20 protein-coding genes are annotated in these 26,078 nt (G+C 63.3%); 10 read left to right on the top strand and 10 right to left on the bottom strand.

What is annotated here, in order from left to right:
* Positions 1-136 precede the first annotated feature (136 nt).
* Positions 137-373, top strand: coding sequence for a ribbon-helix-helix domain-containing protein (locus ACN9MO_RS10995; protein ID WP_057253558.1), 237 nt, complete (start codon positions 137-139; stop codon positions 371-373).
* A 288-nt stretch (positions 374-661) separates the two neighbouring features.
* The gene (locus tag ACN9MO_RS11000; protein ID WP_057253556.1) at positions 662-1,450 is read left to right on the top strand and encodes a hypothetical protein; all 789 of its coding nucleotides are present in this window, start codon (positions 662-664) and stop codon (positions 1,448-1,450) included.
* 114 nt (positions 1,451-1,564) lie between these two features.
* Here the strand turns inward: ACN9MO_RS11000 and ACN9MO_RS11005 are convergent, their stop codons facing one another.
* The gene (locus ACN9MO_RS11005) at positions 1,565-2,899 is read right to left on the bottom strand and encodes a TadE/TadG family type IV pilus assembly protein (RefSeq protein WP_425984845.1); all 1,335 of its coding nucleotides are present in this window, start codon (positions 2,897-2,899) and stop codon (positions 1,565-1,567) included.
* Positions 2,900-3,186: 287 nt separating this feature from the next.
* Complete coding sequence (locus tag ACN9MO_RS11010; protein ID WP_113132886.1) at positions 3,187-3,996, bottom strand: sulfite exporter TauE/SafE family protein; 810 nt, start codon at positions 3,994-3,996, stop codon at positions 3,187-3,189.
* Between the two features lie 102 nt (positions 3,997-4,098).
* On the opposite strand from ACN9MO_RS11010, the gene ACN9MO_RS11015 reads away from it, so the two are divergent.
* Entirely contained in the window at positions 4,099-4,680 is a 582-nt protein-coding gene (locus tag ACN9MO_RS11015) for a cation transporter (RefSeq protein ID WP_057253552.1), read from the top strand.
* Between the two features lie 223 nt (positions 4,681-4,903).
* Here the strand turns inward: ACN9MO_RS11015 and ACN9MO_RS11020 are convergent, their stop codons facing one another.
* Positions 4,904-8,641: an AsmA-like C-terminal region-containing protein gene (locus ACN9MO_RS11020; RefSeq protein ID WP_244495709.1), complete on the bottom strand. Its 3,738-nt coding sequence runs from the start codon at positions 8,639-8,641 to the stop codon at positions 4,904-4,906.
* Between the two features lie 243 nt (positions 8,642-8,884).
* The gene (locus tag ACN9MO_RS11025; protein ID WP_113132885.1) at positions 8,885-10,291 is read right to left on the bottom strand and encodes an FAD-linked oxidase C-terminal domain-containing protein; all 1,407 of its coding nucleotides are present in this window, start codon (positions 10,289-10,291) and stop codon (positions 8,885-8,887) included.
* Positions 10,292-10,615: 324 nt separating this feature from the next.
* Here ACN9MO_RS11025 and ACN9MO_RS11030 point away from each other — a divergent pair, with 324 nt between their 5' ends.
* A complete protein-coding gene (locus ACN9MO_RS11030; protein WP_057253547.1) occupies positions 10,616-11,050 on the top strand; it encodes a DUF1772 domain-containing protein in 435 nt (144 codons plus the stop codon).
* A gap of 26 nt (positions 11,051-11,076) precedes the next feature.
* On the opposite strand, the gene ACN9MO_RS11035 is transcribed toward ACN9MO_RS11030, so the two are convergent.
* Together ACN9MO_RS11035 and ACN9MO_RS11040 are read right to left on the bottom strand one after the other, a co-directional pair.
* Positions 11,077-14,214 carry an efflux RND transporter permease subunit gene (locus ACN9MO_RS11035; RefSeq protein WP_057253545.1) on the bottom strand — a complete coding sequence of 1,046 codons (3,138 nt, stop codon included), beginning with the start codon at positions 14,212-14,214 and terminating at the stop codon, positions 11,077-11,079.
* A complete protein-coding gene (locus ACN9MO_RS11040; protein ID WP_112994809.1) occupies positions 14,211-15,395 on the bottom strand; it encodes an efflux RND transporter periplasmic adaptor subunit in 1,185 nt (394 codons plus the stop codon). The genes ACN9MO_RS11035 and ACN9MO_RS11040 overlap by 4 nt, the downstream gene beginning before the upstream one ends.
* A gap of 318 nt (positions 15,396-15,713) precedes the next feature.
* Here ACN9MO_RS11040 and ACN9MO_RS11045 point away from each other — a divergent pair, with 318 nt between their 5' ends.
* From ACN9MO_RS11045 to ACN9MO_RS11060, 4 genes are all read left to right on the top strand, one after another.
* Positions 15,714-16,535 carry a cyclase family protein gene (locus ACN9MO_RS11045; RefSeq protein WP_113132884.1) on the top strand — a complete coding sequence of 274 codons (822 nt, stop codon included), beginning with the start codon at positions 15,714-15,716 and terminating at the stop codon, positions 16,533-16,535.
* Positions 16,536-16,595: 60 nt separating this feature from the next.
* Positions 16,596-17,003, top strand: coding sequence for a carboxymuconolactone decarboxylase family protein (locus ACN9MO_RS11050; RefSeq protein ID WP_112994808.1), 408 nt, complete (start codon positions 16,596-16,598; stop codon positions 17,001-17,003).
* Positions 17,004-17,191: 188 nt separating this feature from the next.
* Positions 17,192-19,657 carry a UvrD-helicase domain-containing protein gene (locus tag ACN9MO_RS11055; protein WP_113132883.1) on the top strand — a complete coding sequence of 822 codons (2,466 nt, stop codon included), beginning with the start codon at positions 17,192-17,194 and terminating at the stop codon, positions 19,655-19,657.
* A 156-nt stretch (positions 19,658-19,813) separates the two neighbouring features.
* A complete protein-coding gene (locus ACN9MO_RS11060; protein ID WP_425984853.1) occupies positions 19,814-21,064 on the top strand; it encodes an adenylate/guanylate cyclase domain-containing protein in 1,251 nt (416 codons plus the stop codon).
* Positions 21,065-21,148: 84 nt separating this feature from the next.
* On the opposite strand, the gene ACN9MO_RS11065 is transcribed toward ACN9MO_RS11060, so the two are convergent.
* The 3 genes from ACN9MO_RS11065 to ACN9MO_RS11075 form a co-directional block, all read right to left on the bottom strand.
* Positions 21,149-21,610 (bottom strand): GNAT family N-acetyltransferase, encoded by a 462-nt coding sequence (locus tag ACN9MO_RS11065; RefSeq protein ID WP_112994805.1) that lies wholly within the window; start codon positions 21,608-21,610, stop codon positions 21,149-21,151.
* 65 nt (positions 21,611-21,675) lie between these two features.
* Positions 21,676-22,314 (bottom strand): cysteine hydrolase family protein, encoded by a 639-nt coding sequence (locus ACN9MO_RS11070; protein ID WP_113134002.1) that lies wholly within the window; start codon positions 22,312-22,314, stop codon positions 21,676-21,678.
* A gap of 164 nt (positions 22,315-22,478) precedes the next feature.
* Positions 22,479-23,147, bottom strand: a complete 669-nt coding sequence (locus ACN9MO_RS11075) for a phosphoribosyltransferase (protein WP_112994804.1) — start codon at positions 23,145-23,147, stop codon at positions 22,479-22,481.
* 402 nt (positions 23,148-23,549) lie between these two features.
* Between ACN9MO_RS11075 and ACN9MO_RS11080 the strand changes: the two genes are divergently transcribed.
* Both ACN9MO_RS11080 and ACN9MO_RS11085 read left to right on the top strand, forming a co-directional pair.
* On the top strand, positions 23,550-24,794 hold the full coding sequence (locus ACN9MO_RS11080) for a diguanylate cyclase domain-containing protein (protein ID WP_425984859.1): 1,245 nt from the start codon (positions 23,550-23,552) through the stop codon (positions 24,792-24,794).
* 165 nt (positions 24,795-24,959) lie between these two features.
* On the top strand, positions 24,960-25,457 hold the full coding sequence (locus ACN9MO_RS11085; RefSeq protein WP_112946575.1) for a CreA family protein: 498 nt from the start codon (positions 24,960-24,962) through the stop codon (positions 25,455-25,457).
* Between the two features lie 143 nt (positions 25,458-25,600).
* Here the strand turns inward: ACN9MO_RS11085 and ACN9MO_RS11090 are convergent, their stop codons facing one another.
* The gene (locus ACN9MO_RS11090; protein ID WP_082616023.1) at positions 25,601-25,903 is read right to left on the bottom strand and encodes a hypothetical protein; all 303 of its coding nucleotides are present in this window, start codon (positions 25,901-25,903) and stop codon (positions 25,601-25,603) included.
* Positions 25,904-26,078 lie beyond the last annotated feature (175 nt).

Raw genomic sequence — 26,078 nt, forward strand, 5'->3', positions numbered from 1 at the left:
CGAATTGCCAAGCAGTTGAATCGATCCCGCAGCCCGCGTGCGGCAACTTTCCGCCGCAGCACGCTCCAACTTATTACAATCGATCCCGTTTACGGGGCGATCCGCCCCAAAGTCATTTTGATCCAGAGACCGGACAATGATCCGTAAGCACTCCGCGACCCTGCACGGCCACCGCACCAGCTTCTCGCTCGAAGACGCGTTCTGGCAGGAACTGAAGGCGATCGCCGAGACAAGGGCGATGCCGCTCGCGCAACTCATCGCCGAAATCGACGACCAGCGCACGCCCGATAGCAACCTTTCCTCGGCGCTACGGGTCTACGTGCTGGAATGGCTGAAATCGAAACTTGCGCTGCCGTCGCCTGACGCGAACTGACGCGCAACCCATTGCGCCAACAACAAGAAATCACCTACAGCGCCGCGCGTCTTATCAGACGCGCGGCGCTGTAGCACTTTGATTTGCTGCATGTCTTTGTCCTTAAATCGAGGTCGATTCAAGGAGACATGCAGTTCGCCACTGTGTGGCGCTTGCAACAGCAGCACCGGTTTTGCCCGCATCCGCTCCCGTTCGCCGCCGAATTCGGTTGTTTTCGCAGCAACTTATATAAAGATGTGCGTATCGAGGGTGGCAAGTCTGAGTCGCCACCACTGCGGGAGGCGTATCATGAGAATCTCTACGCGTATCGGCCTTACGGCCTGCTTGAGCTTGGTGTCCTGCCTTTCGGCCAATGCGGCCGATATCACGCCGCTGATGGCGCCGACGGCGCCGGTGGAAGAAACCGAGAGCGGCTGGCAGTTTACCGTCGCCCCCTATTTCTGGATCGCAGGCATTTCCGGCGACACGGCGCAATTCGGTCTTCCCACCGTCCATATCGACTCTGACTTCGGCGACATCTGGGACAATCTGGATTTTGCGGCCATGGGCATAATTGAAGCCCGCAAGGACCGCTTCAGCATCTTCTCCGACTTGATCTATTCCAAGCTTTCCGGCGACGGTAAGGCGCGTGGCATCTTCACCGACACGGTGGACGTGAAGTCCGAAACCTTCGCCGGCCTCTTCGCCGTCGGCTATACGGTGTTCGAGGATCAGCAATCGCACCTTGACGTTGTCGGCGGCGCCAAGGTCTGGTCGGTCGATACCACCATCTCCTTCCAGGGCGGGCCGCTCGACGGCGTCAGCCGTGAAGACGGCGAAACCTGGGTCGACGGCATGGTGGGCTTGCGGGGAGCCTACTACATGACGCCGGAAATCTACCTGACCGGCTGGGGGATCGTCGGTGCTGGCGGCGCCGATATCGATTGGGATGTAGGGCTCGGCCTCGGCTACCGCTTCAGCGACACCATCTCGGCTGTCGCCGGCTATCGTGCGGTCGGCGTCGATTACGACAACGACGGCTTCATCTTCGATACGGTGCAGCAGGGCCCGATCCTCGGCGTTTCCATACGCTTCTGAGCATTCGCATGGGAAAGAACCCGGTTGCCATGCAACCGGGTTTAAGAGGTGGTGACCCAACCGTCACGTTTGTCCGCGCGTCTCCCGACCGCCGTAGCAGACGTCGCACGCAGACTATCTGACCAGGCGAATTGCACCCGGATTGTTGATGGTGTTGTTCGCAAGCGCCGCCTTGCAATCCAGCTTGAAGCTGCTGTTGCCGATCATGGTGATCTCCTGCGCGACGATGCGCACGCATTCGCCGCCAGTGGAGCCATTGCCAGCATACTGGATCTCACGCGAGGCCGGCATGTAGATGATGCCCGCAAGCGACGAGGCGCTGTTGCCGTTGATCGTCGCCGTCGCCGTATTGTTCCTGGCGGCCACGATCGAGAAACCCGCCCAGTCGCCCGTAAGCGAAGGTGTCACCTTGAAGGTCGAACCGCCGTGAATATCGAGTTGGGCACCGTTCAGCAGGAAGAAGGTGATGCCCTCACCCGTGAGCACCGACTGGCTGGCGAGTTTCAAGGTGCCTCCATCGATGATGTAGGAGCCCGGCCGCAAAAGAACCTTGCCCTTGATCTCCAAGCCGCCATAGGTACCGGGCTTCAGTTCGACGGTATAGCCGGCGGGCGGGTTGTTCGGCGTCTTGCTCGTGCCGTTGCAGTCGCCATTGCCGCCACCGCCGGCCACGAAGTTCTGTCCACATCCGGATAGGTTCACCCAGCTTCCCGTCGTCGGCATTTTCTTCGACAGGAACGGGTCTCGGATCGGGGCTACATCTTCCACTGCCTTGCCGCAGGCGAGTTCGAGATGGGCAAGCGTCGCCGAGACCTTGCCCGTTGCATAAAGACATTCGGCCTTCAGCGTGGCCGAACCGCTGAGATAGATCGACTGCGCATCGCTCGAATTCGAGGTGATGGTACAGCCGGACGTATCGACCGTGGCGCTGCCGCTAACCTCGAAAGCTCGGGTTGCGGTCGAACTCAGTGCCAGCATGCAGGCTTCGCGCCCCGGCATGCGGGCGGCGACGCTGACGCGATCAATCGTATAGGGTCGAAGACCGAAGAAAAGCGGCGGGTATTTGTGCTGATAGGTCGCTGTCGCCGTCGTCTCTACACCGAGGGAGCCGAACGCAACCTTGACTGCGTTGGACGCCACAGGCGCCGAACTCTCCGAACCGAGCTCGTCGACGATTTCAGGCGTGCCGAAATTGGCGAAGAAGGTCTTGTTCGCCAGGTCCTTCGCCGTGGCTTCATCACCGTCGTCGCCATGGACCTTCAGCGCGGAAATGGCGGCCGCATCGAGTCCGTCCTGCATCTTGGCGGATTCGAGATTGATGCGGGCGAGATTGATGGCGATGGAAGCACCCGTGAACAACGGTAGCATCACCAGAGCAGTCATGACGGCAAAGTTGCCGTTTTCGTCCTTAAGGAAGCGGACGAGCTTGTTCTTCAGATCGCTTGGCATCTGTTTGTTGCCCCCTCGGCAGATCACGACGACTTCAGAGCCAGGTGGCCCCAAAGCAAAAAGGCGTCATCGATTCCAATGAGTTGGAGCTAGATGCGGCCAGCTGGCCGCGCCCCTCCCTGCGCTCCAAAACAGATTGCTAATTTAGTTATCAATCGTGGAGAAATGACTTCAGAAATTGTTAAACTTTGTCGAAATCGGTACTGCGCGGAGGTAATCCCCAGCGGAAAATGGAGCATTGCCACTATCCGGCGACGAGCGCATCTGCAGAAACGTGGCAAGTCTGCCTAGGTATGTCGCCAGACCTTCACGGCAGAGATCACCATAATCACGGCGAGCACAGGCAGCAGGACCGCATTGGGCACGACGCCTAAGAGCAATCCGCCAATGAATGTACCCAGAACTGAGCCCGACGCCATGACCAGCAGAAAGCGCTTGTTCTTTCCAAGAACGGCGAAGCTTTGATCGCGACTGTAGCGGGTAAACCCGACAAGCATCGTCGGCAGGCTCACGGCGAGTGAGAGACTACCGGCAAGTTTAATGTCCGCACCAAATAGGAGCACCAGCGTAGGAATAAGCAACTCGCCACCCGCCACACCAAGGAGCGACGCGACAATTCCAATGGCGAAGCCGGCCACCACACCTGCGATGAGCTGTGCGGATCCAGCCAATGGCTGCCCCGTCGTCGTCGCGTCATGCCCCATGACCAGAACGACCGCGATCGCAACGAGCAAAGCGGCGATGACCTTGTAGAGGGTTTCGGATTTGAGACGTGTGGCCCATCCCGCCCCGTACCATGCGCCCATTAGGCTGCCAGCGAGCAGGTTGGCCACAATGCCCCAATTTTCCGTGATCGCGCCAAACGGGACAGTTGCCGTTCGAAACGGAAGCGCCGTCGCAACGACGACCAGGCTCATCGCCTTGTTGAGGATGACGGCTTCCAGAGCGGCAAAGTTGAACATCCCAATGAGCAGCGGCAATCGGAACTCGGCGCCCCCAAGGCCGATCAAGCCACCGAGTGCGCCGATAGTTGCGCCTCCAAAAAATGCAGCCGGCGTATTGCGGGCAGCCGGGGACGTATGTGCAGAATTTTCCATGAACGATAGATATGTCGAAACGCAACGCTATGGATAGCAATCTGATGCCAGCAAGTGTGTCAAATTGCCGATGGTCTATCTCGTCAGCGAAGGAACCCTTCAGTGGATAACAATCTCCGTCGCGTCGTGTTCTTCGTCGCCTTGTTGAACCTGGGCTACTTTGCGGTTGAATTCGTCGTTGCGTTGGCCATCGGCTCGGTGTCCCTCCTGGCCGACAGCGTTGACTTTCTCGAAGATGCGTCCGTGAGCCTTCTGATTTTCTTTGCGCTGGCATGGACGGCGCGGAGCCGCGCTCGGGTCGGCATGGCAATGGCATTCATTCTGCTTGTCCCTGCGCTGGCTTTTTTATGGACGGCGTGGGCGAAGTTCATGGATCCAATCCCGCCTGAGCCCTTTGCCCTGTCCCTGGCTGGCTTTGGCGCTCTCCTGACCAACCTGTTCTGCGCGTACCTTCTTGTCGCTTACCGTCATACGAGCGGCAGCCTCACACGGGCTGCGTTCCTGTCTGCCCGCAACGATGCTTTCGCCAATGTCGCGATCATCGGCGCGGGTCTGGCGACAGCTTACCTGTGGCAATCAGCTTGGCCGGATTTGATCGTTGGCCTGGGGATTGCACTGATGAACCTGGATGCCGCGCGGGAAGTCTGGGAAGCTGCGCGCGAGGAACACGACGTCGCGGTCTAAAGCCTGTCGCGCAAAAGTGCGGAGCGGTTTTGCGATAACGACATGCGAAATATCAAGAACTTAAAGCGCAAGGAGCGAATTTGAAAGATCGCGACGCGCTTTAGTTCATCTGGAGCCTCTTGTGGCTCTCGATAGGCCTGCAAGGCCCGCCGGACCTGCACGGGCGCAACGCACGGAAAACCACCTCAGGAGGCGGGCCTATCGTTTCAGATTCGAGCGCTGGTTATTGCACCGTGACGTCGGGCAGCACGTCGAAGTCCAGCTTCTGGCCGGGTGCCCGCCCGGTACTGCCGCCCTGGACATCGTCGGAGCCGCTCTGCGGCGGGATCGGCTGCTGTTCCTGGCCGGCACCGCGCACGCGCGATGGCCCCTGTTGTGCCCGGCGCACAGCTTCGGCCTGCCGTTCGGCTTCGGCCCTGCGCTCCGCTTCGGCCTTGCGCTCGGCCTCGGCGCGCGCTTCCACTTCAGCCTTGACGCGGGCCGCTTCCGCAGCCCCGGCAGCACGCCGGCGCTCGTCGGCAATGGCACGTCGCCGTTCGAGTTCGCGTCCTTCCACCTTCGCCTTGTAAAGCGCCACTTCGCGGCGCAGCCGCTGCTTCTCCAGCACGTTCGCCTGCAGGATCTCGACCCGGCGGCGCTCGCGTTCGAAGGCGCGCAGCGACAGGAAATTGGCCAGATCGGCCACGTCGAGGCTGACGCCCGGCGCCTCCAGCAGGCCGGCATAGCCGATCCGCACGCGTGGTTCGGTACCGGCAAGCGCTTCCTCGCCGGGCCGGAAGGTCAGGTCGATGCCGCCATCGATCCGGCCGGCCGCAAGGTCAAGCGCCGCTGCGCCCATGAAGGCGGCACTGCCATCGCCAGCCGTAACGTTCTGCACCCTCAGCACGCCGCCGGCGACGCTGAAGGGAGCCTTGACGACGCCGACCACCGATTGGCCGGAGAACACGGCCGCTTCCGCCGCGCTGCGGATGCTGTCCGCCGAAATCTGCCTCTTTTGGCCATCCGCGGCAGCAATCAACTGCGGCAAAGCCGCACTGTTGATGCCGTTCAGCGTCATGCCGTTGAAGGTCGCGGTGCCGGAACCGCTTGCCGCATGGGCCATCGCCTCCGGTGTTGCGCCGGATGCTTCCAGCGCGACGGAAAGATCGAATGTCCCGGTCGCCACCGGTGCGCCGGCATGGGTCCAGCCCGCCTGGGTCAGGTCACCGCCCTTGACGTCCAGGCGCGAGCGCAGGAACCCGGAGCCGTTGGCGTTCCCGACCTGCACCCGCCCGGCAAGCTTGCCACCCAGCCAGTCGCCGGTGGCATCGGTCAGGGAAAGCTCGTCGCCCTTCCACTCCATCTTGCCGGCAAAGCTCGTGATCGCGCCATAGACGCCCGGCCAGAATTTTCCTGCCTGCACGTCGAGCGCGACGTTGAGGCCGGTCCAGGCCGGCTGCGCCAGGGCGCTCTTCGAGAACGCGCCGTTCGCATCCTCGACCGCGCCCAGGATGCCCTCGCCCAGCCAGGCAAGATCGAGCGTATCGACGGTGAGCTGGCCGGTGGCGGCGCCCGGCGATTTGCGGTCCACGGTCAAGGTGCCGGTAAAGGCGTTGTTGTCTGCCTTGCCCTCGACCGCCGTCAGCGCGATCGCCTCCGGGCTTGCGGCGACATCGGCCGAGATCGTCAGTGGCAGGCCGCTCCCCATCTGCGGCAGCGCGACCCCCTGCAGCAGCAGATAGGGCTCGACGTCCCGGGTCTGGAGCGTGACTTTTGCCTGGCCTTCGAGGAAGTGGTCGCGGGAAAGATCGACATTGCCCTTGGCTGCCAGCGACGACTTCTCGGTGGTGAAGGTCACCGTGCCGTTGGCCTTCGACCCTTCGGTGCTTTGCAGCTTGACCGAGAGGATGCCGTTGGCGTCCGCATCGAAGGGCAAGGGATCAAAACCGGTCTGCCCGAGAAGCAGGCGGGTTTCAGGGTTTTCAAGCGTCGCTTCGAGCAGCATCGCCTTGCCGGTCAGCGCCTGCACCATATCCGGCGCCTGGTAGCTGGCCGCAATCTTGGTGCCGTTCGCCGTGCCGAAGATGCCGAAGGTCGCCGGCGCATTGCCTTCCTTGTTGCCGGCCGTCAGCGTCACGTCGAAAGCCGCGTCGCTATAATAGGGTCCGGCCTTGATCAGCTGCCGCAGCGCCGGATGGTTGACCGCGTGCCGGCCGATCATTTCCAGGAATGGCGTCAGGTTCTTGGCGGCAAGTTTCATCTTGGCCGAGACGACGGGCTTGTCCAGATCGCCGCTAGCCCGACCGGAGAAAGCCAGCTGAGCGCCGGCGAGCGCGCCGATCGCCAAGCGTTCGGCCTGAAGCTGGCCGTTCTTCAGCGTCAACACCGCCTGCACGTCCTTGGCTTCTTCACCGAAGGCGGAGAACTCGTCGGCCGAGAGGTCGGCGGCGATCGCATGCTGAAGCAGCGTCTGCGTGGAGGCATCGCCCGCCACCAGTCCAGTCAGCGCCTGAAGCGCCTCGAAATCGATGCGGTTGCCCTTGAGCTGCAGCGAGAGGTTCGGCTGCTGCTCGGCAAAGGACTGCCGTTCGAGCCGGCCCTTCAGGCTCGCCTCACCTGCGGCCAATTCGAGGTTTTCGAACTGCTGCAGCGTATCGGTCAGGTTCACCTTGGCCGAAAAGCCGGCGGTCTTCAGCTTGCGGATCGCCGGGTCGACCGAGCCCGCCAGCCAGTTCGCAAGACCAGAGGGCTGGTTGGAGGCGAGCAGCAGGTCGCCGCGGAAGCTGCGCTGTCCCTTAAGGTTCAGCCGCCCCTTCGCTTCGAGTTGCGTGCGCCCCGGCAAGAGGGCCACGACATTGTCGATCACCCAGCCGGCGCCATCGGGCTGGACGTCGATGCGCACGTCGCGCACCGTCGTGTCGCCGACGACGATCGCCGGCAGCTTCAGGCTGGCCCGGCCTGGCACCTGCGGAATGGGAATCTCGGCAGCAATAGCGAGCATCGCCTCCAGTCGCTGGCGCATGGAGATCGCCGGGTCGCGGCCGGTCTTGGCATTGCGGCTGGGACCGATGCGGCTGACGTCGATCTGCTGGCCGTCGGCGATCAGCAGGAACTTTTGGTCCTTGCCGGTATCGAGCGTCGCCTCGCCGGTGACCACATAGGGATCATCCGTCGAACCGACCTCGAAGCGATAATCCGGAACGCGGATGCTCTCGTTGGTAAGCTGGAAATCACCGTTGATGCGCAACGGCGCCCGCGCGTCATCCTTCTCCTCGCCCTGCCGGTTTTCCGTCAGGGTGAAGCGGCCGCTGTAAACGGGCTTGAAATCGACGATCTTCAGCGCGCCATCGGTCTCGACGCCGAAGGGGCGCTTGTCGGGCGTCACCCTTGCCTTGAGGCTGAGCGCCCCCGCTGCGTCCACCTCGTTGCTGGTAAAGGAGAAGCTGCCCACTTCGCCGTCGAGCGCCGCACGCCCCTCCACTTTCCAGGGACCGGTAAGCGAGCGGGCGGAAACATCGGCAGCAAGCCCGCTCACGCGACGGGTTCGGCCGGTCTGCTCGTCGACAAATTCGATCTGGCCATTGGTGATCTCGACGTTTTCGAGCACGACGGTCTTAGCCGGGATCGAGGTGCGGCGACCGCGCGCCCAGTCGAGCGTACCATCCGGCAACAGCCTTACCTTGGCCTTCGGCCGGTCGAGCCGCATGTCGAAGATCAGCGCCTCGCCGCTTAAGAAAGGCGCCAGTTCCGCGCTCATGGAAAACTGCGCCACCCGGATCAGTGGCTCACCGTCTTCGCTGGCGCCGACGCGCACGTCGTTCAGCGTCACGGTCGGGAACGGGATCAGCCGCGCATCGACGCTGCCATGTACGACGACCGGCTTGCCCATGATGCGGCTCGCCTCGCGCTCGAACTCCTTGCGAAAATCCGTCCAGTCAATGAACCACGGAGCGATCAGCGCCGCGAAGAGCGCAACGACCACAAGTCCACCGACGGCAAGCAGAATTCGCGAAAGCACCGTGCCTACATTCCCATTCAATTCATCGGCGCGTTGCGCGCCGCGCATCACTTGACCGCCAGAGGCTCGCGCCCTGACGCTCTGATTTGCCGCATAATTCGGTCAAGGTCGATTCCGACTTCGGAACTATGCAGTACCACACTTTGGCGCCGGCGCATTGCCCGAAAAATTGGGCCAAAACCAGACGCCCCCGCGCGGGGTTCCGCCTCAGGCGAAGATCTTGCCTGGGTTGAAGATATTGTCCGGATCGAGCGAACGCTTGACCTGCCGCATCAGGTCCAGCGCGTCACCAAGCTCGGCTTCGAGAAACGGCATCTTTCCCTGGCCGATGCCGTGTTCGCCGGTACAGGTTCCATCCATTGCAAGCGCCCGGGCGTTCAGCCGCTCTACAAAAGCCTCGGCCCGCGCCACGTCGGCTGCGTCCTTGTCGTCGAACAGCAGGCCGACATGGAAGTTCCCGTCACCTGCATGCCCGACGATCGGCGCCGTCAGCCCGTGGGCGGCGCTGTCCTCCTGGGTAGCGACGACGCAATCGGCCAGCCGCGAGATCGGCACGCAGACGTCTGTCGACAGGATTGCCGCACCCGGGATCAGGCTTTTCTGCGCCCAATAGGCATTGTGCCGCGCTTTCCAGAGCCGCGCTCGCTCTTCCGGATTGGTCGTCCACTGGAAGCCTGACGAACCGAACTCCGAAGCGATTTCGCCAAACTGGCGCGATTGCAGCTCGACACTCTCGGCGCTGCCGTGAAATTCGACGAAGAGCGTCGGCGTTTCGGCATAGGAAAGGCCGGAATAGCCATTGCAGGCCTTCATCTGCAGCGCATCGAGAAGCTCGATGCGCGCCACCGGAATGCCCGACTGGATGGTGAGGATCACCGCGTTGCAGGCGTCTTCGATCGTCGGGAACGGGCAGACGCCGCCGGAAATGACCTCCGGGATGCCCTGCAGCCTCAGCGTGATCGAGGTGAGGATGCCGAGCGTGCCTTCCGCGCCGACGAAAAGCCGCGTCAGATCGTAACCGGCCGAAGACTTGCGGGCCCGGTGCGCGGTGCGGATCTCGCGCCCCTCAGCCGTCACCACCGTCAGCGCCAGCACATTGTCCTTCATCGTGCCGTAGCGCACCGCATTGGTGCCCGAAGCCCGCGTCGAGGCCATTCCGCCGATCGAGGCATTGGCACCGGGATCGATCGGGAAGAAGAGACCGGTGTCGCGCAGATAGGTGTTGAGCTCTTCGCGGGTAATGCCCGGCTCCACCCGGCAGTCGAGATCCTCGGCATTGACCTCCAGCACCCGGTTCATACGCTGAAGATCGACCGAGATGCCCCCGTGCGGCGCATTGACATGGCCTTCGAGCGAGGAGCCGGTACCGAAGGGGATCAGCGGCACCTTGTGCCGGGCCGCGATCTGAACGATCTCACGAACGTCTTCGGCGCTTTCGGCAAACACCACCGCATCGGCAAGCTGCGCCGGAATGTAGGTGGTGGTGTGGGCGTGCTGGGCGCGGATCGCCTCGCCCGTCTGGAACCGGTCGCCGAAGCGGATGCCCAGTTCTTCCTTCGCCGCCGTGATGCCGGCCTCGTTTCTCACGCCAGCTCTGATCGCCTTCAATGCCACGGAAAACGTCCTTCCTCTTGCATCTGCGGCATCCCCTTTGCAGATGCCCGGGAAGCGCAGTCATTTCAAGGCGCTACTGTGCAAATCGGAATCACTTTGTCCAGACGCTCGCGCACTTCTTGGGGAACGTAGCGCAGGAAAACGCCTGACGTGAGACCGGACTGTCACAAGAGGCTGCGTCGCGCCATCTCGATGCGTCATCTGACGGCGGGCGAACCACTGAAGATCCTTTCGGCAATGCCACGTATGAGGGCAAAAGCCGCAGAAAACACCTACTCAATTGCGGGCATTGGATTATCATGTTGGCGTGAAGGGAGAGAGGCAATGCTGGGTCTCACCGCTTTGCTCACCGCGTCGATCTTTTTCGGCGCCGCCATCTACATCAATCTGGCCGAACAGCCGGCAAGGCTCCATCTCGACGATCGCGCCGCACTGGCGCAGTGGGTTCCTTCCTACCGCCGCGCTTTCGAAATGCAGGCGACGCTCGCCCTCATCTCGGGCCTGCTCGGCGCTGCCGCCTGGGGAAGGACTGGCCATGTGCTCTGGGGCATGGGTGCCGCCATCATCATCCTGAACTGGCCCTATACGCTGCTCTTCGTCATGCCGGTCAATCGCAAGCTGGAGGCAACGCGGCCGGAGGAAACTGGCGAAGAAAGCCGCAGCCTGCTCAAGCGCTGGGGCAGGCTCCATGCCGGGCGAACCGCACTCGGCGGGCTGGCGGCAACGATCTTTCTCATTGCCGCCTGGCTCGAAATGTAGCGTAGGAATGTCCGCCAGTTACCGGCTCAATGCGCCTCCAGCGCCGCCGCTGCATCCATCTCTTCGTGCAGCTTGCGCTCCTCGTCCGCATGCGGCTTGGTGAAGCGGGCAATGACGAGGTAGGCGACCGGCGTCAGGTAGAGCGTGACGATCACCGCCAGCCCGAGACCGCCGACCAGCACCCAGCCGAGCGCGATGCGTGCTTCCGCACCCGCGCCGCTTGCCAGCACCAGCGGCACCGCGCCGACGATGGTGGCGATCATCGTCATCATCACAGGGCGCAGGCGGATATTGGCCGCGTTCTCGATCGCCGAGCGCACGTCCTGGCCGCGATCGCGCAACTGGTTGGCGAATTCGACGATCAGGATGCCGTTCTTCGCCATGATGCCGACGAGCATGACCAGACCGATCTGGCTGTAGATGTTGAGCGTATTGCCGGTCATGATCATCGCGAAGACCGCGCAGGCAAGGCCGAGCGGCACCGTCGACATGATGATGAGCCCGCTGACGAAGCTTTCGAACTGGGCGGCCAGCACCAGGAAGATGATGACGAGCGCAAAGCCGAAGGTGACGAAGAGGCCATTGGCGTTTTCGTTGAGCGTCGCGGCTTCGGCGAGCGGCATGATGCGCGAACCCGGCGGCAGCAGCGGCTCGGCCATCTGCTCGACCATGGTCAGCGCTTCGCCAAGCGCAAGGTCCGACTTGAGGCCCGCGGAGAGCGAGACGGCGCGAAGCTGCGATTCCCGCGAGAGCTGCGGCGCCACCGCCATCTCCTCGACGCTGGCGATGGTCGACATCGGCACGATCTTGCCGTCGCCGGCCTTCAGGAAGATGTTCTGCAGATCGGTCGGGTCGTTGACCGGATTGGTGGAGGAGAGCAGCTTCACCGGGTAGGATTCGCCGTCGACATAGACATCGACGACGCTGTTGCCGTCGAGCATCGCCTGCAGCGCCCAGGCAAGGCCGCCAATATCGACACCCATGTCGGAGGCGCGCTCGCGGTCGATGGTGATCGAAAGCTGCGCCTGGTTGGCCTCGTAGTTGAGCCGGACGTTCTCGAAGCGGCCGGTGTCTTCCATCTGGCGCACCAGCTTCGCCGCCGCATCGCCGAGCTTGTTGTAGTCGTTGCCGACAAGCGCCACCTGCAGGCCGCTGCCGGCGCCGCGAATGCCGAGACTGTTGGGCTGCATCGCAAAGACGCGGACCGATGGAATGCGCGCCGTCACCCTGTTGATCTCGGCGACGATCTCCTGCTGGCTGCGGTCGCGCTTCTCCCAGGAAGCGAGCGTCAACACCATGAAGCCGCTGTTGACCGAGCCGCCCTGCCCCGAGATCGAGAAGATGTTGTCGATCTCGCCGGATTTGACGAGCGGCTGCAGCCCGTCCTCGATGCGGCGCATCTGCGCCTGGGCATAATCGAGCGAGACACCCTGCGGCGCGTTGATGCGCATCATCACCTGCGAGCGGTCTTCTGTCGGTGTCAGCTCCGATTTCAGCGTCAGGAAGCCGGCGGCCCCCATCACCGTGAAGAAAGCGGCAACGGCGAAGACGATCAGCGGCGAGTTGAGGCAGGCGCGAAGTGTCACCCGATAAAAACCGGCCGCCCGCGCGCCGAACCGCGCCATCGGCCCCGGCACCGTATGCTGCTCCTTCGTCAGCATGCGCGAGGCCAGCATCGGGCAGAGCGTCAGCGACACGAAGGAGGAAAGCAGGATCGAGAAGGCGAGCACGAAGCCGAACTCGCGGAACAGACCGCCGGTCTGCCCCGGCAGGAACGACAGCGGCACGAAGACGGCAGCAAGTGTCGCCGTCGTTGCCAGCACCGCGAAGAACACTTCGAGCGTGCCGTGCACGGCGGCCGCCCGTGGCCCAAGCCCCTCGGCGCGCCGCCGCACGATGTTTTCGAGCACCACGATGGCATCGTCGACGACGAGCCCGGTCGCAAGCACGATCGCCAGCAGCGTCAGGATGTTGATGGAAAAGCCGGCGAGATAGATCGCCGCCACCGTGCCGATCAGCGCGATCGGCATGCTGATCGTCGGGATCAGCGTCGCCCGCCAGTCGAGCAGGAACATGTAGATGACCAGCGTTACGATGAAGACGGCGACGATCAGCGCGATCTCGACCTCATGGATGGCGCCGTTGATGAAGACGGCATCGTCGCTGGTGATCCTGAGCTGCGTGCCCTCGGGCAGGATCTGCGTCTGGATCGTATCGACGACCTTGCGCACGCCCTCGGAAATATCGACGGTGTTGGACTGCGCCTGGCGCACGATCCCGAGGCCAATGCCCTGGCGGCCGTTGGAGCGCAGCGCCGTCGTGCCGGTATCGGGACCGAGCGTCACGGTGGCCACGTCACGCAGGCGCACATTGTTGACGAGGATCAGGTTTTCAAACTGCTCCGGCGTCTGCAGGTCGGCCGTGGCGCGCACCGAGATGTCCTGGCTGGCGCTGGTCAGCTTGCCGGCCGGCACGTCATAGGAGGCGTTGGCGAGCGCGGTCCTGAGGTTTGCGACCGTCACCCCGCGCCCGGCGAGCTTTGCCTGGTCGAGGTCGATGCGGAAGATCTTCTCCTGGTCGCCATAGACGGCGACGTCGGCCACGCCTTCGACGGCAGCCAGCCGGTCGCTGATCTCGTTTTCGACGAGCAGCGTCATGTCTTCCATCGACATGGTGTCGGAGGTGAGCGCCAGCCGCATGATCGGCTGGCTATCGGCATCGGCTTTCACGATGCTCGGCTCGTCGACATTGTCGGGCAGCTGGTTGCGCACCCGGCCGAGCGCGTCGCGGATGTCGTTGGAGGCCTGGCCGATATCGGTGGTGTCGGAGAACTGCAGCGTCACGCGGCTGCGGCCGAAGGACGAGGTCGACGAGATGTCGCGGATGCCCTGCACGCGTGAGACCGCACCTTCGACGACCGAGGTCACCTCGCGGTCCATCGTCTCGGGGGCGGCGCCATCGAGCGTGGTGGTCACCGAGATGACAGGCTGGTCGACCTGCGGCAGCTCGCGGATCTCGATGCCGTTCCAGGCGGCAAGACCGGCAACGACGATCAGCGTGTTGACCACCAGCGCGAAAATCGGCCGGCGGATGAAGAGTGCGGTAAAGCCGGTCTTGCCGCGCTCGCGAGCGGACGTCTTGCTGTGCGCTTCGCCGCCGCTCACTTGGTTTCCTCCGCGACCTTCTGCGCAGGTTCTTGCTTGCGCTCGCGACCGGCGATGCGCACTTCGCCGCCGTCGCGCAGGCGCTGCACGCCTTCGGTCACGATCTCGTCGCCTTCGTTAAGGGCCGCGTCGACAAGCACCTTGTCCGGATTGCGCTGGATGATCTTCACCGGCACCTTTTCGCTCTTATCGCCGGCAACGCGCCAGATGTAGGAGCCTTCCGAGCTCCACTGGATCGCCAGCGGATCGACCGTCGGATAGGTGTCGCCGTCAAACGCGACGGTAACGGAAAAGGACATGCCCGCCCTCAGCATGTCGTCAGGGTTTTCGAGCCGTGCGCGCACACGCAGCGTGCGGCTTGCCTGATCGAGGCGGTTGTCGATCGCGTGGATTGCGCCATCGAGCTGGCTGCCCGGCTGGGCGATCGCAAAGGCGGTGACCGGCTGGCCGACGGTGATCTTGTTGGCGAAGCGCTCCGGTACCCAGAAATCGACGAGGATTTCCGAGCGGTCGTCGACAACGGCGATCGGCGTCGTGGTCGTGACATAGTCGCCGACATTGACGGTGATGATGCCGACCACACCCTTGGACGGTGCGACGATATCGCGGCGCTTGAGGTCGAGTTCGGCAGTCTTCAGCGCCAGCTCCGCTGTCTGCATGGCGATTTCGGCGTCGCGCACTTCGACGGCGGTCATAGCGCGTGCGTTGCTGAGATTGCGGTAGCGCTCGACCTTTTCGCGGGCGCTGTCGCGGTTCAGCCGCGCCTGGTCGGCGGCGATCTTCTGGTCGTCGCTGTCGAGCTTGGCGATCACCTGGCCCTGGGCCACCTTTTCGCCGGAGCGGACGAGAATTTCGGTGAGGTTGCCGGTTGCCGTCGGCGTCACGGTGACCGAGTGGATCGCTTCGCCGTTGCCGATCGCGTTCAGCCGGTCGTTGACGACAGCGGTCGCCGAAGGCCGGACCATGACGAGGATGGCATTGTTGCCACCCTGGCCGCGGCCATTGCCGCGCTCGCCACCCTCACCGCCACCGGCGCCGGGCTTGGACAGGGCATCGATCAGCGGGTGCGAAACGCCGATGGCGGCGAGCGTCTCACCTGCGCCGGGTACGAACCGCAGCCAGACGGTTGCGCCCACGAGAAGCACAGCGGCGCTCACCGCAAGCTGTTTCCAAACCCGCATTCAAGTCTCCAGATTAAGCATAAAACACACCCCAGCGCGGCGCGGCCGGCGGTTCGTTCCGATTGGGCGGAGTATCCCCGTTCGCGCGCGTCGGGGCAATGACGGAATGCCATCATTACGCAATTGTAATAAAAGCGAATTTGGTGGCGGCATGATGACGTGCAGAGCAATTCCAGCGCAGCTTTCAGCGTGAACCGCACCTTGCTGCATAGGCCGGCATTTACAGCGGCGTCGGCCGCGCTATCCTGCAACCGCCGGCCGCTTTTTCGAGCGGTTTCGCCGTCTGGTTTTCAAGTTTCTTGAAGGAGAGCAAGAACGATGTGCGATGCCTGTGTGATGGAAACGGTGAAGGCGCGCATGCTGTCGCGCCGCAGCTTCTTCAAAGCCGCTGCAGTTGGAACCGCCAGCCTCGCCGCCGCGAGCGTCGGTGCAGCACCCCCGGCATTGGCTCAGGGACATAGTAGCGTCACGGACTTGACCCACGAACTGCACGAGGATTTCCCGACCTTCTTCGGCCAGCAGCAGTTCTTCCGCGAGCAAAAGTTCAGCTACGCCAAAGAAAAGTTCAATCTGTTCGAACTGCGCATAAACGAACACACCGGCACCCATGTCGATGCGCCCCTGCACTTCTCCGCCGATGGCCTGTCGGTCGCCGAGCTGCCGGTGGAAAAGCTCGTCGTGCCGCTCTGCATCGTCGATATCCGCGAGAAGGCAACGGCCGACGCCGATGCGCAGGTGACGCCCGACGACCTCAAGGCCTGGGTCGCCGCCAATGGCGAGATCCCGGAAAACGCCTGCGTCGCCATGCTTTCGGGCTGGGGCGCGCATATGGGCACGGAGAAATTCCGCAATGCCGATGGCGGCGGCAAGTTGCACTTCCCCGGCTTTCACGCCGAGGCGGCGAAGTATCTCATCGAGGAGAGCAAGGCCGCCGGCATTGCCGTCGACACGCTGTCGCTCGACCATGGCCCCTCACCGGATTTCGCCACGCATTATGCCTGGCTGCCCGCGGGCCGCTGGGGGCTGGAGGCTGCCGCCAATCTCGACAAGCTGCCGGCCAAGGGTGCGACGCTCATTCTCGGCGCGCCGAAGCATCGCGGCGGCACCGGCGGCCCGGCGCGCGTCTTCGCCCTTGTTTGATCCATATTCTTCAATCCGGCGGCGCAAGGCCGCCGCCGGCAACGCCATGCAGGGAAGACCATGAGCACCGTTACTCCGCCGAAGAACCCGGAAACCGATCCGCGCGTCAAAGCCGTGTTCGACGATATCCGCGCCACGCGCAAATCCGATTTCATCAACAATATGTGGCTGTGGCTCGCCTTCGACCCGGATCTGCTGGAGCAGACCTGGCGCGACGTCAAGGCGGTGATGGCAACGCCTTCTGCGCTCGATCCGCTGGTGAAGGAGATGCTCTATATCGCCGTTTCCGTCAGCAATGGCTGCGGCTACTGCGCCCATTCCCATACGGCCGCGGCAAGGGCGAAGGGCCTGAGCGATGCCGAGCACGCGGACCTCTTGCGGGTGATCTCGCTCGCCGCCCGCACCAACCAGCTTGCGACGGCGCTGCAGGTCCCGGTCGATACCGTCTTTGATAAGACGGCGGGATAAAGCATACCGAGCAAAAGTGCGCAGCGGTTTTGCGATACGACATGCGACAAATCAAAACGTGCGACCAAGAATAAGCGGTCTCGAAATCGCCTGTCTTTCCACAGGCTTGGTGCGGCTGGCGCAGAAAACGGAATAAAAGAAGAACATCCTTTCTGGCCTTTCCCCACCGAATCACTACATTGAGCCGCATGATGAGTGGTTTCGACGACATTCCTTTCTTCGACGAGGAGCCGGCGCCGCGCAAGCAGCCGCCAGCCCCCGGAGGTATCCCCGCCGCCGGCGGTATTGCCGCGCGCGCCATGGCTGCGCGCGATCGCGCCCAGCCGCGCCCGGATTATCTCTCCGGCCTCAACCCGGAACAGGCCGAGGCGGTCGAAACGCTTGACGGTCCCGTGCTCGTGCTTGCCGGTGCCGGCACCGGCAAGACCCGCGTGCTGACGACCCGCATCGCCCACATCCTTTCGACCAACCGCGCCTTCCCTTCGCAAATCCTTGCGGTGACCTTCACCAACAAGGCGGCGCGCGAGATGAAGGAGCGCATCGGCGTGCTCGTCGGCCATGCGGTCGAAGGCATGCCCTGGCTCGGCACCTTCCACTCGATCGGCGTCAAGCTGCTCCGCCGCCACGCCGAGCTTGTCGGCCTGCGCTCCGATTTCACAATTCTCGACACCGATGACGTGGTGCGGCTGATCAAGCAGCTCATCCAGGCCGAAGGCATCGACGACAAGCGCTGGCCGGCCAAGCAGTTCGCCGGCATGATCGACGGCTGGAAGAACAAGGGCCTCGATCCCGCGCAGATCCCTGAGGGTGACGCCCGCGCCTTTGCCAACGGCAAGGGCCGCGAACTCTACGCCGCCTACCAGAACCGGCTGCTGACACTGAACGCCTGCGACTTCGGCGATCTGCTCCTGCACCCGATCCGCATTTTCCGTAACCATGCGGACGTGCTGAAGGATTATCACGACAAGTTCCGCTACATCCTCGTCGACGAGTACCAGGATACCAACACGGCGCAGTACATGTGGCTGCGGCTCTTGGCCCAGCGGCCGAAGGGCGTTCCGCAGAATGTCTGCTGCGTCGGCGACGACGACCAGTCGATCTATGGTTGGCGCGGCGCGGAAGTGGACAACATCCTGCGCTTCGAGAAGGATTTCCCGGGCGCCAAGGTCATCAAGCTCGAGCGCAACTATCGCTCGACCGAGCACATCCTCGGTGCCGCCGGCCACCTGATCGCCCACAATGAGGGCCGTCTCGGCAAGACGCTCTTTACCGACCGCACCGATCCGGATGATGAGAAGGTGCAGGTGCACGCCGCCTGGGATTCCGAAGAGGAGGCCCGCGCCGTCGGCGAGGAAATCGAACAGCTGCAGCGCAAGAGCCACAAGCTCAACGACATGGCGATCCTGGTGCGCGCATCGTTCCAGATGCGCGAGTTCGAAGACCGCTTCGTCACGCTTGGCCTCAACTACCGCGTCATCGGCGGCCCGCGCTTCTACGAGCGCCTCGAAATCCGCGATGCGATGGCCTATTTCCGCCTCGTCTGCCAGCCGGCCGACGACCTCGCCTTCGAGCGCATCGTCAACACGCCGAAGCGTGGCCTCGGTGACACCACCGTGCGCACCCTGCACGACTATGCCCGCGCTCGCGATATCCCGATGCTGGCTGCCGCCAGTGACATCATCGAGACCGACGAGTTGAAGCCGAGGGCGCGGAAAGCCCTCTTCGACGTCGTCACCGATTTCCGCCGCTGGCAGAGCCTGCTGGAAACCACCGTGCACACCGAGCTTGCCGAGCAGATCCTCGACGAGAGCGGCTATACCGCCATGTGGCAGAACGACAAGTCGGCCGAGGCCCCCGGACGGCTGGAAAACCTCAAGGAACTCATCCGCTCGATGGAAGCCTTCGAGAGCCTGCGTGGCTTCCTCGAACACGTCGCCCTCGTCATGGATGCCGAGCAGAACGAAAACCTCGACGCCGTGTCGATCATGACGCTGCACTCGGCCAAGGGGCTGGAGTTCGACACGGTGTTCCTGCCCGGCTGGGAGGAAGGCCTCTTCCCGCACCAGCGAGCGCTCGACGAAGGCGGCCGCTCCGGCCTGGAAGAAGAACGGCGCCTTGCCTATGTCGGCATCACCCGTGCCAAGCACCGCTGCCACATTTGGTTCGTCTCCAACCGTCGCATCCACGGCCTTTGGCAATCGACGCTGCCCTCGCGCTTCCTCGAAGAGCTGCCGCTCGCCCATGTCGACGTGGCCGAGAGCGAGCAATCCTATGGCGGCTATGGCCGCGGCGGTTACGGCCAGTCACGCTTCGACAAGGCCGATCCCTTCCAGAACACCTACTCCACCCCCGGCTGGAAGCGCGCCCAGCAGCACCGCTCGGACGCCACCCGCGACAACTGGGGCACCCGCTCCGGCCACGCGGTCGAGCGCATCGGCTACGGCGAAAGCGGCCCGCGCGGCCGCACGATCGACGGCGAGCTGGTGGCGAAATCCACGGCCACGGAACCTTCACGCTTCTCGGTCGGCGACCGCGTCTTCCACATGAAGTTCGGCAACGGCAACATCGCTGCGATCGAAGGCAACAAGCTCACCATCGATTTCGACCGCGCCGGCCAGAAGCGCGTGCTGGATGGGTTTGTCGAGAAGGTGTGAGGAGGTCAGAGCCCTCCTCACGTGCATTCCCCGGTGACCGCGCAACCGGCGATCTCATGGCGTCGACCGGCGAAGTGTACTAATAATTGCAGGCACAATTCTCGCGTTTGAACGAAACCTTGCACCGATCTCCCTCGACGCGAAGTGGATGGAGACATGTCCTGGACGAGCGCTGTTCGCGGCCTGCTGGAGGTAGGCGCTTCAAATGCTGCCGAGGATGACCGCGAAGGCATTCTCGTTGCGAATGTCGCGGCGTGCGTGATCGTCGTCACCACCACGGGCTTTGCTCTCATCTACGCACTCCACGGCGAACCAAGTCTGGTCCCGCTCGTCTATGCCAATCTCGCTCTGGCGGCGGCCGCCGCGCTGACGCCCCTCTTTCATCGGTTCGGGCGCGTGGCATCAGGGCTTTGGGAATTCGGGATCTGCGTCGTGATCCTCGTGTGGATCGCCTCCTATGTCGGCAGAGACTCCGGCGTGCTTTTGACGCTGCTCGGCGCAACGCCGGTCGCCTTCGCGATCCTTGGGTTCCAGAACGTCGCCCTGGTGGCGGTCTTGAGCGCCACGGCCACGATCACGGTCATCGCGGCATCCATCGCGTTCCCGGAGGCGCGGTCAGGCGTCTATGACGCCAGCGGCTTCCTGCAGCTCATCTATTCCTCATCGATCGTCACCCTCACCCTCATGTGCTTCGCCACGATCTACTATGCCTTCCACTTGGCGAGAGAAGCACAAGGGCGGCTGGCCCGCCTCATGGCGTCGATCATGCCGGACGAGATCGTGGCGCGCCTGCTGAGGAATGAGCGGGAAACGATCATCAACGAATTCGAGCACGCGACCGTGGTCCTGACCGACATCGTCCAGTTCGTGAGCCTGTCAAACAGCCTGGGACCGGAAAGGACCGTGAGCCTGCTCAACGAACTCTTCAGCGAATTCGATCGGCTGGCGGCGGCGGTCGGTGTTGAGAAGATCAAGACCATTGGCGATGCCTATCTTGCGGTGGCCGGCGTGCCCGCCCGACACCCCGCCCCCGAGAAGGCGGCCGCCGCGTTCGGCTTCCGCGCCATCGCCGCTGCCCGCGAGATCGGCGAACGCTACGATGTCGTGCTGAGGCTTCGCGCCGGCATGGCGTCGGGATCGGTGACGGCCGGCGTGCTTGGGCGAACGAAATACGCCTACGACGTCTGGGGGGCGCCGGTGAACCTCGCCGCGCGCCTGGAAGCGATCGGCAAGCCCGGCTGCATCACGACGACCGCGGAGATCAGGCGGCGCCTGAACGAGCACTTCCAATTCGAATGCTCGGGCCATGAAGACATCAAGGGCTTCGGCTTGACCGAAATCTGGACCATGCAGTTGCCGAGCGCCGGTACAAACGAAGTCGGCAACCTCGCAAAGGCGGATATGTGAGGTGCCGCACACCGCTTTGCCGCGCCGTGCGCAGCAGTTTTGCGATAACGTCGTGCGAAAAGATCGCGACGCGCCGTAAGCGCCTCAAACCATCTTGCGATAGACGATAAATCCCGACTTCTCCGCCACCTTGTCGTAGAGCGCCATCGCCGTCTCGTTGGTCTCGTGCGTCTGCCAATAGACCCGTGGCGAGCCGGCCGCCCGCGCCGCCTCGTAGACGCCCTCGATCAGTGCCCGCCCGACGCCCTTTCCGCGTGCCTGCGTGTTGGTGAAGAGGTCCTGCAGATAACAATTCGGCTGGATCGCCGTCGTGCTGCGGTGAAAGAGGTAATGGGTGAGCCCAATCAGCCGCCCCTCGCTCTCGGCCACCAGCGCATGAACAGGCGCATAGGCATCGAAGAAGCGCGACCAGGTCATCGCAGTGATCGCGGGGTCGAGCGCGGTTTCGCCGGATCGGCCGTAAAAGGCGTTGTAGCCATCCCAGAGCGGCAGCCATTGCTCATAGTCAGCTCTGGTTATCGGGCGGATGCGGAGGTTTTCGGTCATTGCCGGTTCCGTAGTGGGTTGAATAGAACAGGCGGCGGCAGCGGCACTGCCGCCCTACCCTCTGGTCATCGCCCCTTGGTCATCGCCGCCGTGATCGCCTGAACGTCGGTCATGATCGCATCGCCCATGAAGACGATGTTTTCCATCGAGCGTTCGCCGGCCTCATGATGCCCTGCACCGCAAGCGTCGCGCACCACCACCGGCACGAGACCAAGGTCGGTGGCGTGGCGCACGGTCGGGTCGATGCCGATTTCGGTGGCGATGCCGCAAATCGCAAAGGAGGTGAGCCCGAGATCACGCAGGATCATGGCAAGCGGCGTGCCCTCGAAGGCGGAGAACGTGATCTTGTCGAGGATCGCCTCGTCCTCGCGGGGCGCAAGCTCCGGCACGAGCTCGAAGCCCGGCGTGCCGCGCAGGAACCAGGGATGCACCGCATCCGGATCGTCCGTCCGCTGCCACGCCATCGCCTGGCGCATCTGGAAGGCGCCCATCAGCGGCTTCGGCATTGAGAGGTGCCGAAGGAAGATCACCGGAAAGCCGCCTGCCCGCGCTGCATCCAGCACCTTCAGCACCTGGCCGGTAATCTCGGCGCCATTCTTCATCTGCCTGGTGATACCCACCTGCATGTCGTAGACGACCAGCGCCATGCGCTCCGGACGACAGAAATCCTCGAGCGTCTTTCCAATTTCCAGCTTCGCGGCCATAATCTCTCCTCGGGGTCGCCTCCTCCGGCGCCCACTCCGCCAACATCACGCGCCGGGAATGTGGCGCGTGAGGCCTGCCGTTGCAATACGGGTGAGCGCGCTTCATGCAACTATTCGGACGGGTTTCGGCGTTCACGGCAACCGAGGCGCCAGCGTCGACGCATTCAACTCTCGTCTTCCCGCCGTGCCTTCTTCATCAACGCGATCACTTCCTCATCGCTCGTCTGCTCGAAGTCGCGGTAGTGCAGGCCGACGGCGCGGAAGGCAAAGGGGGTGGCGAGGCAGATGACGAGGTCGACGGAGCTGCGCAGCTCGGCGATTTCGCTTTTCGGCGCCACCGGAACCGCAAGGATCAGGCGGCGTGGGCTTGCCCGCCGCAACGCCCTGATCGCCGCGCGCACGGTCCCGCCGGTGGCAATTCCGTCGTCGACGAGGATCACGTCGCGATCCCTGGGTGAGATTGGCGTGCGATCGCCGAAGTAAAGGATACGGCGCCGCAGGATTTCGGCATGCTGGCGTTGGGTTTCCGCCTCCAGATAGCCCTTTGCCGGACGCACAAGCCGGATCGCCTGGCGATTGAGAACCAATTCAGGCTCCTCGCCGTCGACCAGCGCGCCGAGCCCGAATTCCGCGTGCCCCGGTGCGCCGATCTTGCGCACGATCAGGATGTCGAGCGGCGCGCCGATGCGAACCGCGATCTCATAGGCAACCGGCACGCCGCCGCGCGGCAGCGCCACCAGCAGCGGATCGATCAGCGTCTCGCCCGCGATCGTCTCGGCGAGCTGCCGTCCGGCATCCGCCCTGTCTTCGAAGAGCCATGTTCCCGTAAACACCTCATCTCTCCCAGGTTTCCACCGTCACCGCGGGTCGGATCCCCATCCAGTTGACGAGGAGGAATTTGGCCCGCAGGCGCGGAATGAGGAAAACCCGCTCGGGTTCCCCCCGTCCGGCGTTTGCTGTCAGGCCCGGTTTCCAGGTCGTCTCGCGCGGCCCTGGCATCGGCCAAAGGACATCCATGGGTCTCTTATCCTGGCGCGCCTGAAGGCCGGGACAATCCACCATCTATCGGTTGCCGGGGTGCGCATGTGAACAACCGTGCCAATCCCGACCAATCGGTAAAATTGCAACGGATTTCACCGGGTTTCGTTAAGGCGCCCTCGCTACCAATTGGCCTTGCATATCTGGCTGAGACGCAAGCCGCCTTTGTTGACTTTAGCACGACAGGCCGTTTCGAAATGAGCTTTCTCCCTGCCATATCGATCATCGCACTCCTGGCGATGCTCCCGGTCCTGATTACGCTGCGGGCCTCGATGATCGAGGGCGGCACGGACTTCGCCGCGGCTTGTGCGGTGGCCAGTGCCGCGACCCTGTTCATGATGCTCTCCGCGTTTCCGACGCTGCAGCCTCTGTCCCTGATCGGTCTCGTGTTCCTGGCCGGCGCCTGCCTGCTCGTGCTTTGCGGTTTTCACCACGCGCTCGGCGTTCAAAGACGCACCTCGACGTCCCTCGTCGCGGCCGCGTCCCTGGCGTTCGTCGCGCTGTTGATCGCCGCATTCGGTGCCATGAGCACCACCTTGCATGCGCTCTCCGTCATCGGCATTGCCGCCGCCTTCGTGCTGATCATCGCCGTCTGTTCGCAGCACCGGCGCCAGCCGCCCGGGCCGATAGAGCGGCTCTGCGTCATCGCCTGCGTGGCAACCGGCTGCTCGACGCTGCTCGCGGTCACCGTGTTTTCGCCCGCCGTCCACGCGACCGCATCGGTTTCGCCTGCACCCGTCAGCTGGGATTTCGCCTGCGCCGTCATGCGTTACTTCCACCTGCCTGCGCTGTTCCTGGGCGTGATCCTGATGATCCAGAACCGGGTGATCACCGAGCTCAAGACCACGATCGCGCGCGACGAGCTGACGGGCGTCCTGTCACGGCGTGCCCTGCTCGATCTCGGCCAGCGCGCCCTCACCACCAGTCTCGCGCGGCAACAGCCGGTATCCTTCCTGCTGCTCGATCTCGATTACTTCAAGCAGATCAACGATCGCTATGGCCATGCGGTTGGCGATGCCGCCCTCGGCCATTTTGCCGGAACCGTCGCCACCTGTCTCACCGGCCGCGGCACGCTGGGGCGCATCGGCGGCGAAGAGTTCGGCATTGTCCTGCCCAATTGTACGGAAGATGCCGCTTTTACGCTTGCCGAGGAGATCGGCCGCGTGGTGCGCGACACGCCGATCGGCCGTTTCGATCGGCCGATCCGGCTGACGGTGAGCATCGGTCTTGCCGAGGCTGTCCCGGGCGACACGATCAGCGACATCATGATCCGCGCCGACATGGCGCTCTACGATGCCAAGGCCGACGGGCGCGACCGCTGCACGATTGCCGGCCGCTTCCAGCCGGACGCGAGCGCGCGGGCGCTGGCGGCCGCAGCCGCACAGATGCGTGCCGCCGATAGCCGAAGCTTCGAGCCGCGGCTGCTGCGCGATACCGGCTGACTGACCCCCGCGGCTTGTAATGCCGCTTCCCGAACCTATGTGAGCTTGGCCAATGCATGTCTCCTTGGACCGCAACCGGTTCGCGGACGAAACATGCAGCCATTCGAAACGCTACGGCGGCCTCTCACGCGTCTCAGTGACGCGCGTCGCTGCAGGAGGACATCCATGTTGCGTGCTGTTCGCGCTCTCTTCGTTGCCGGTCTCGCCGCCGTTACGGTGACCGCCCTGCCCGCCCGCGCCGAAACGGTCGGCGAGGTCGGCGTCGACTGGCTCGGAAACGATATCATGATCGATGCCGTCACCGACCCGAAGATCAAGGGCGTCACCTGCCACGTCACCTATTTCGACCGCAGCGTCATCGACAGGCTGAAGAACGGCAACTGGTTCGAGGACCCATCGAACAACTCGATCGCCTGCCGGCAGACCGGCCCGATCGAAATCGGCGACATCGAGCTATCGAAGGAAGGCGAGGAAGTGTTTCGCTCAGGGCTTTCGCTTGTCTGGAAGAACCTGCTGGTCACAAGGATTTACGACCGGAAGAACGATACGCTGATCTATCTCGCGCATTCGCGTGAATTGACCGACGGCTCGGCCAAGATGTCGATCAGCACCATTCCGCTCTACGGCCAGACGGTGACCTGGCAAAACGGAAAGCCGCAGTAAGGGTCCCCTGCCGCCTGCGTCAGCCTGCAAGGATATCCGTCTCAAGAGTGCGAAGCGCCCGCCCCTTCACGGGCGCTCGCGAAACCTCATCAGGGCGGAACAGGGCGAAGTGTCTGGGAGCACCCCATTCCACTTCCGCTGCCCTAGTAGGAGTTCGGCGGGACGATGCCCTGATAATATTCGCCGTCACCGCCCTGATAGCCGCCGAAAGGCTGACGATCGCGATAGACGGGGGTCGGTGTGGAGGTTCTGTTGATGCTGCCCGTCGACATCGTGTCAACCGTGGCAGAGGGCCGCTTCATCAGCGGCATGGCCTTTTGCGTGTTCCGCGTTCCGGGAGGATTGTTGGCGTCGATGCCCTGATAGTAGCTATCAGCCAGAGCCGGGCCAGCCATCAACATCGTTACGGAGAGCGCGGCTACAAGTTTCCTTACAGAGATTGTCATGAGTCCAACTCCTGTTGTCGGGACCGAGCACCCGGCCTCCGTTCGGGCACTCAGCAACAACGGTAAGTTAGTACAAGTATTCCAGCTCGCCACATGACGATTTGTCACAATGGTATCGCCCAAGCGTGAAGATCATTGCCGAAGTTTAATTTGACCGGCGCGATCCACTACCTGC

The sequence above is a fragment of the Ensifer sp. R-19 genome, from assembly GCF_049905105.1.
In the GTDB taxonomy this organism is placed as follows: domain Bacteria; phylum Pseudomonadota; class Alphaproteobacteria; order Rhizobiales; family Rhizobiaceae; genus Ensifer.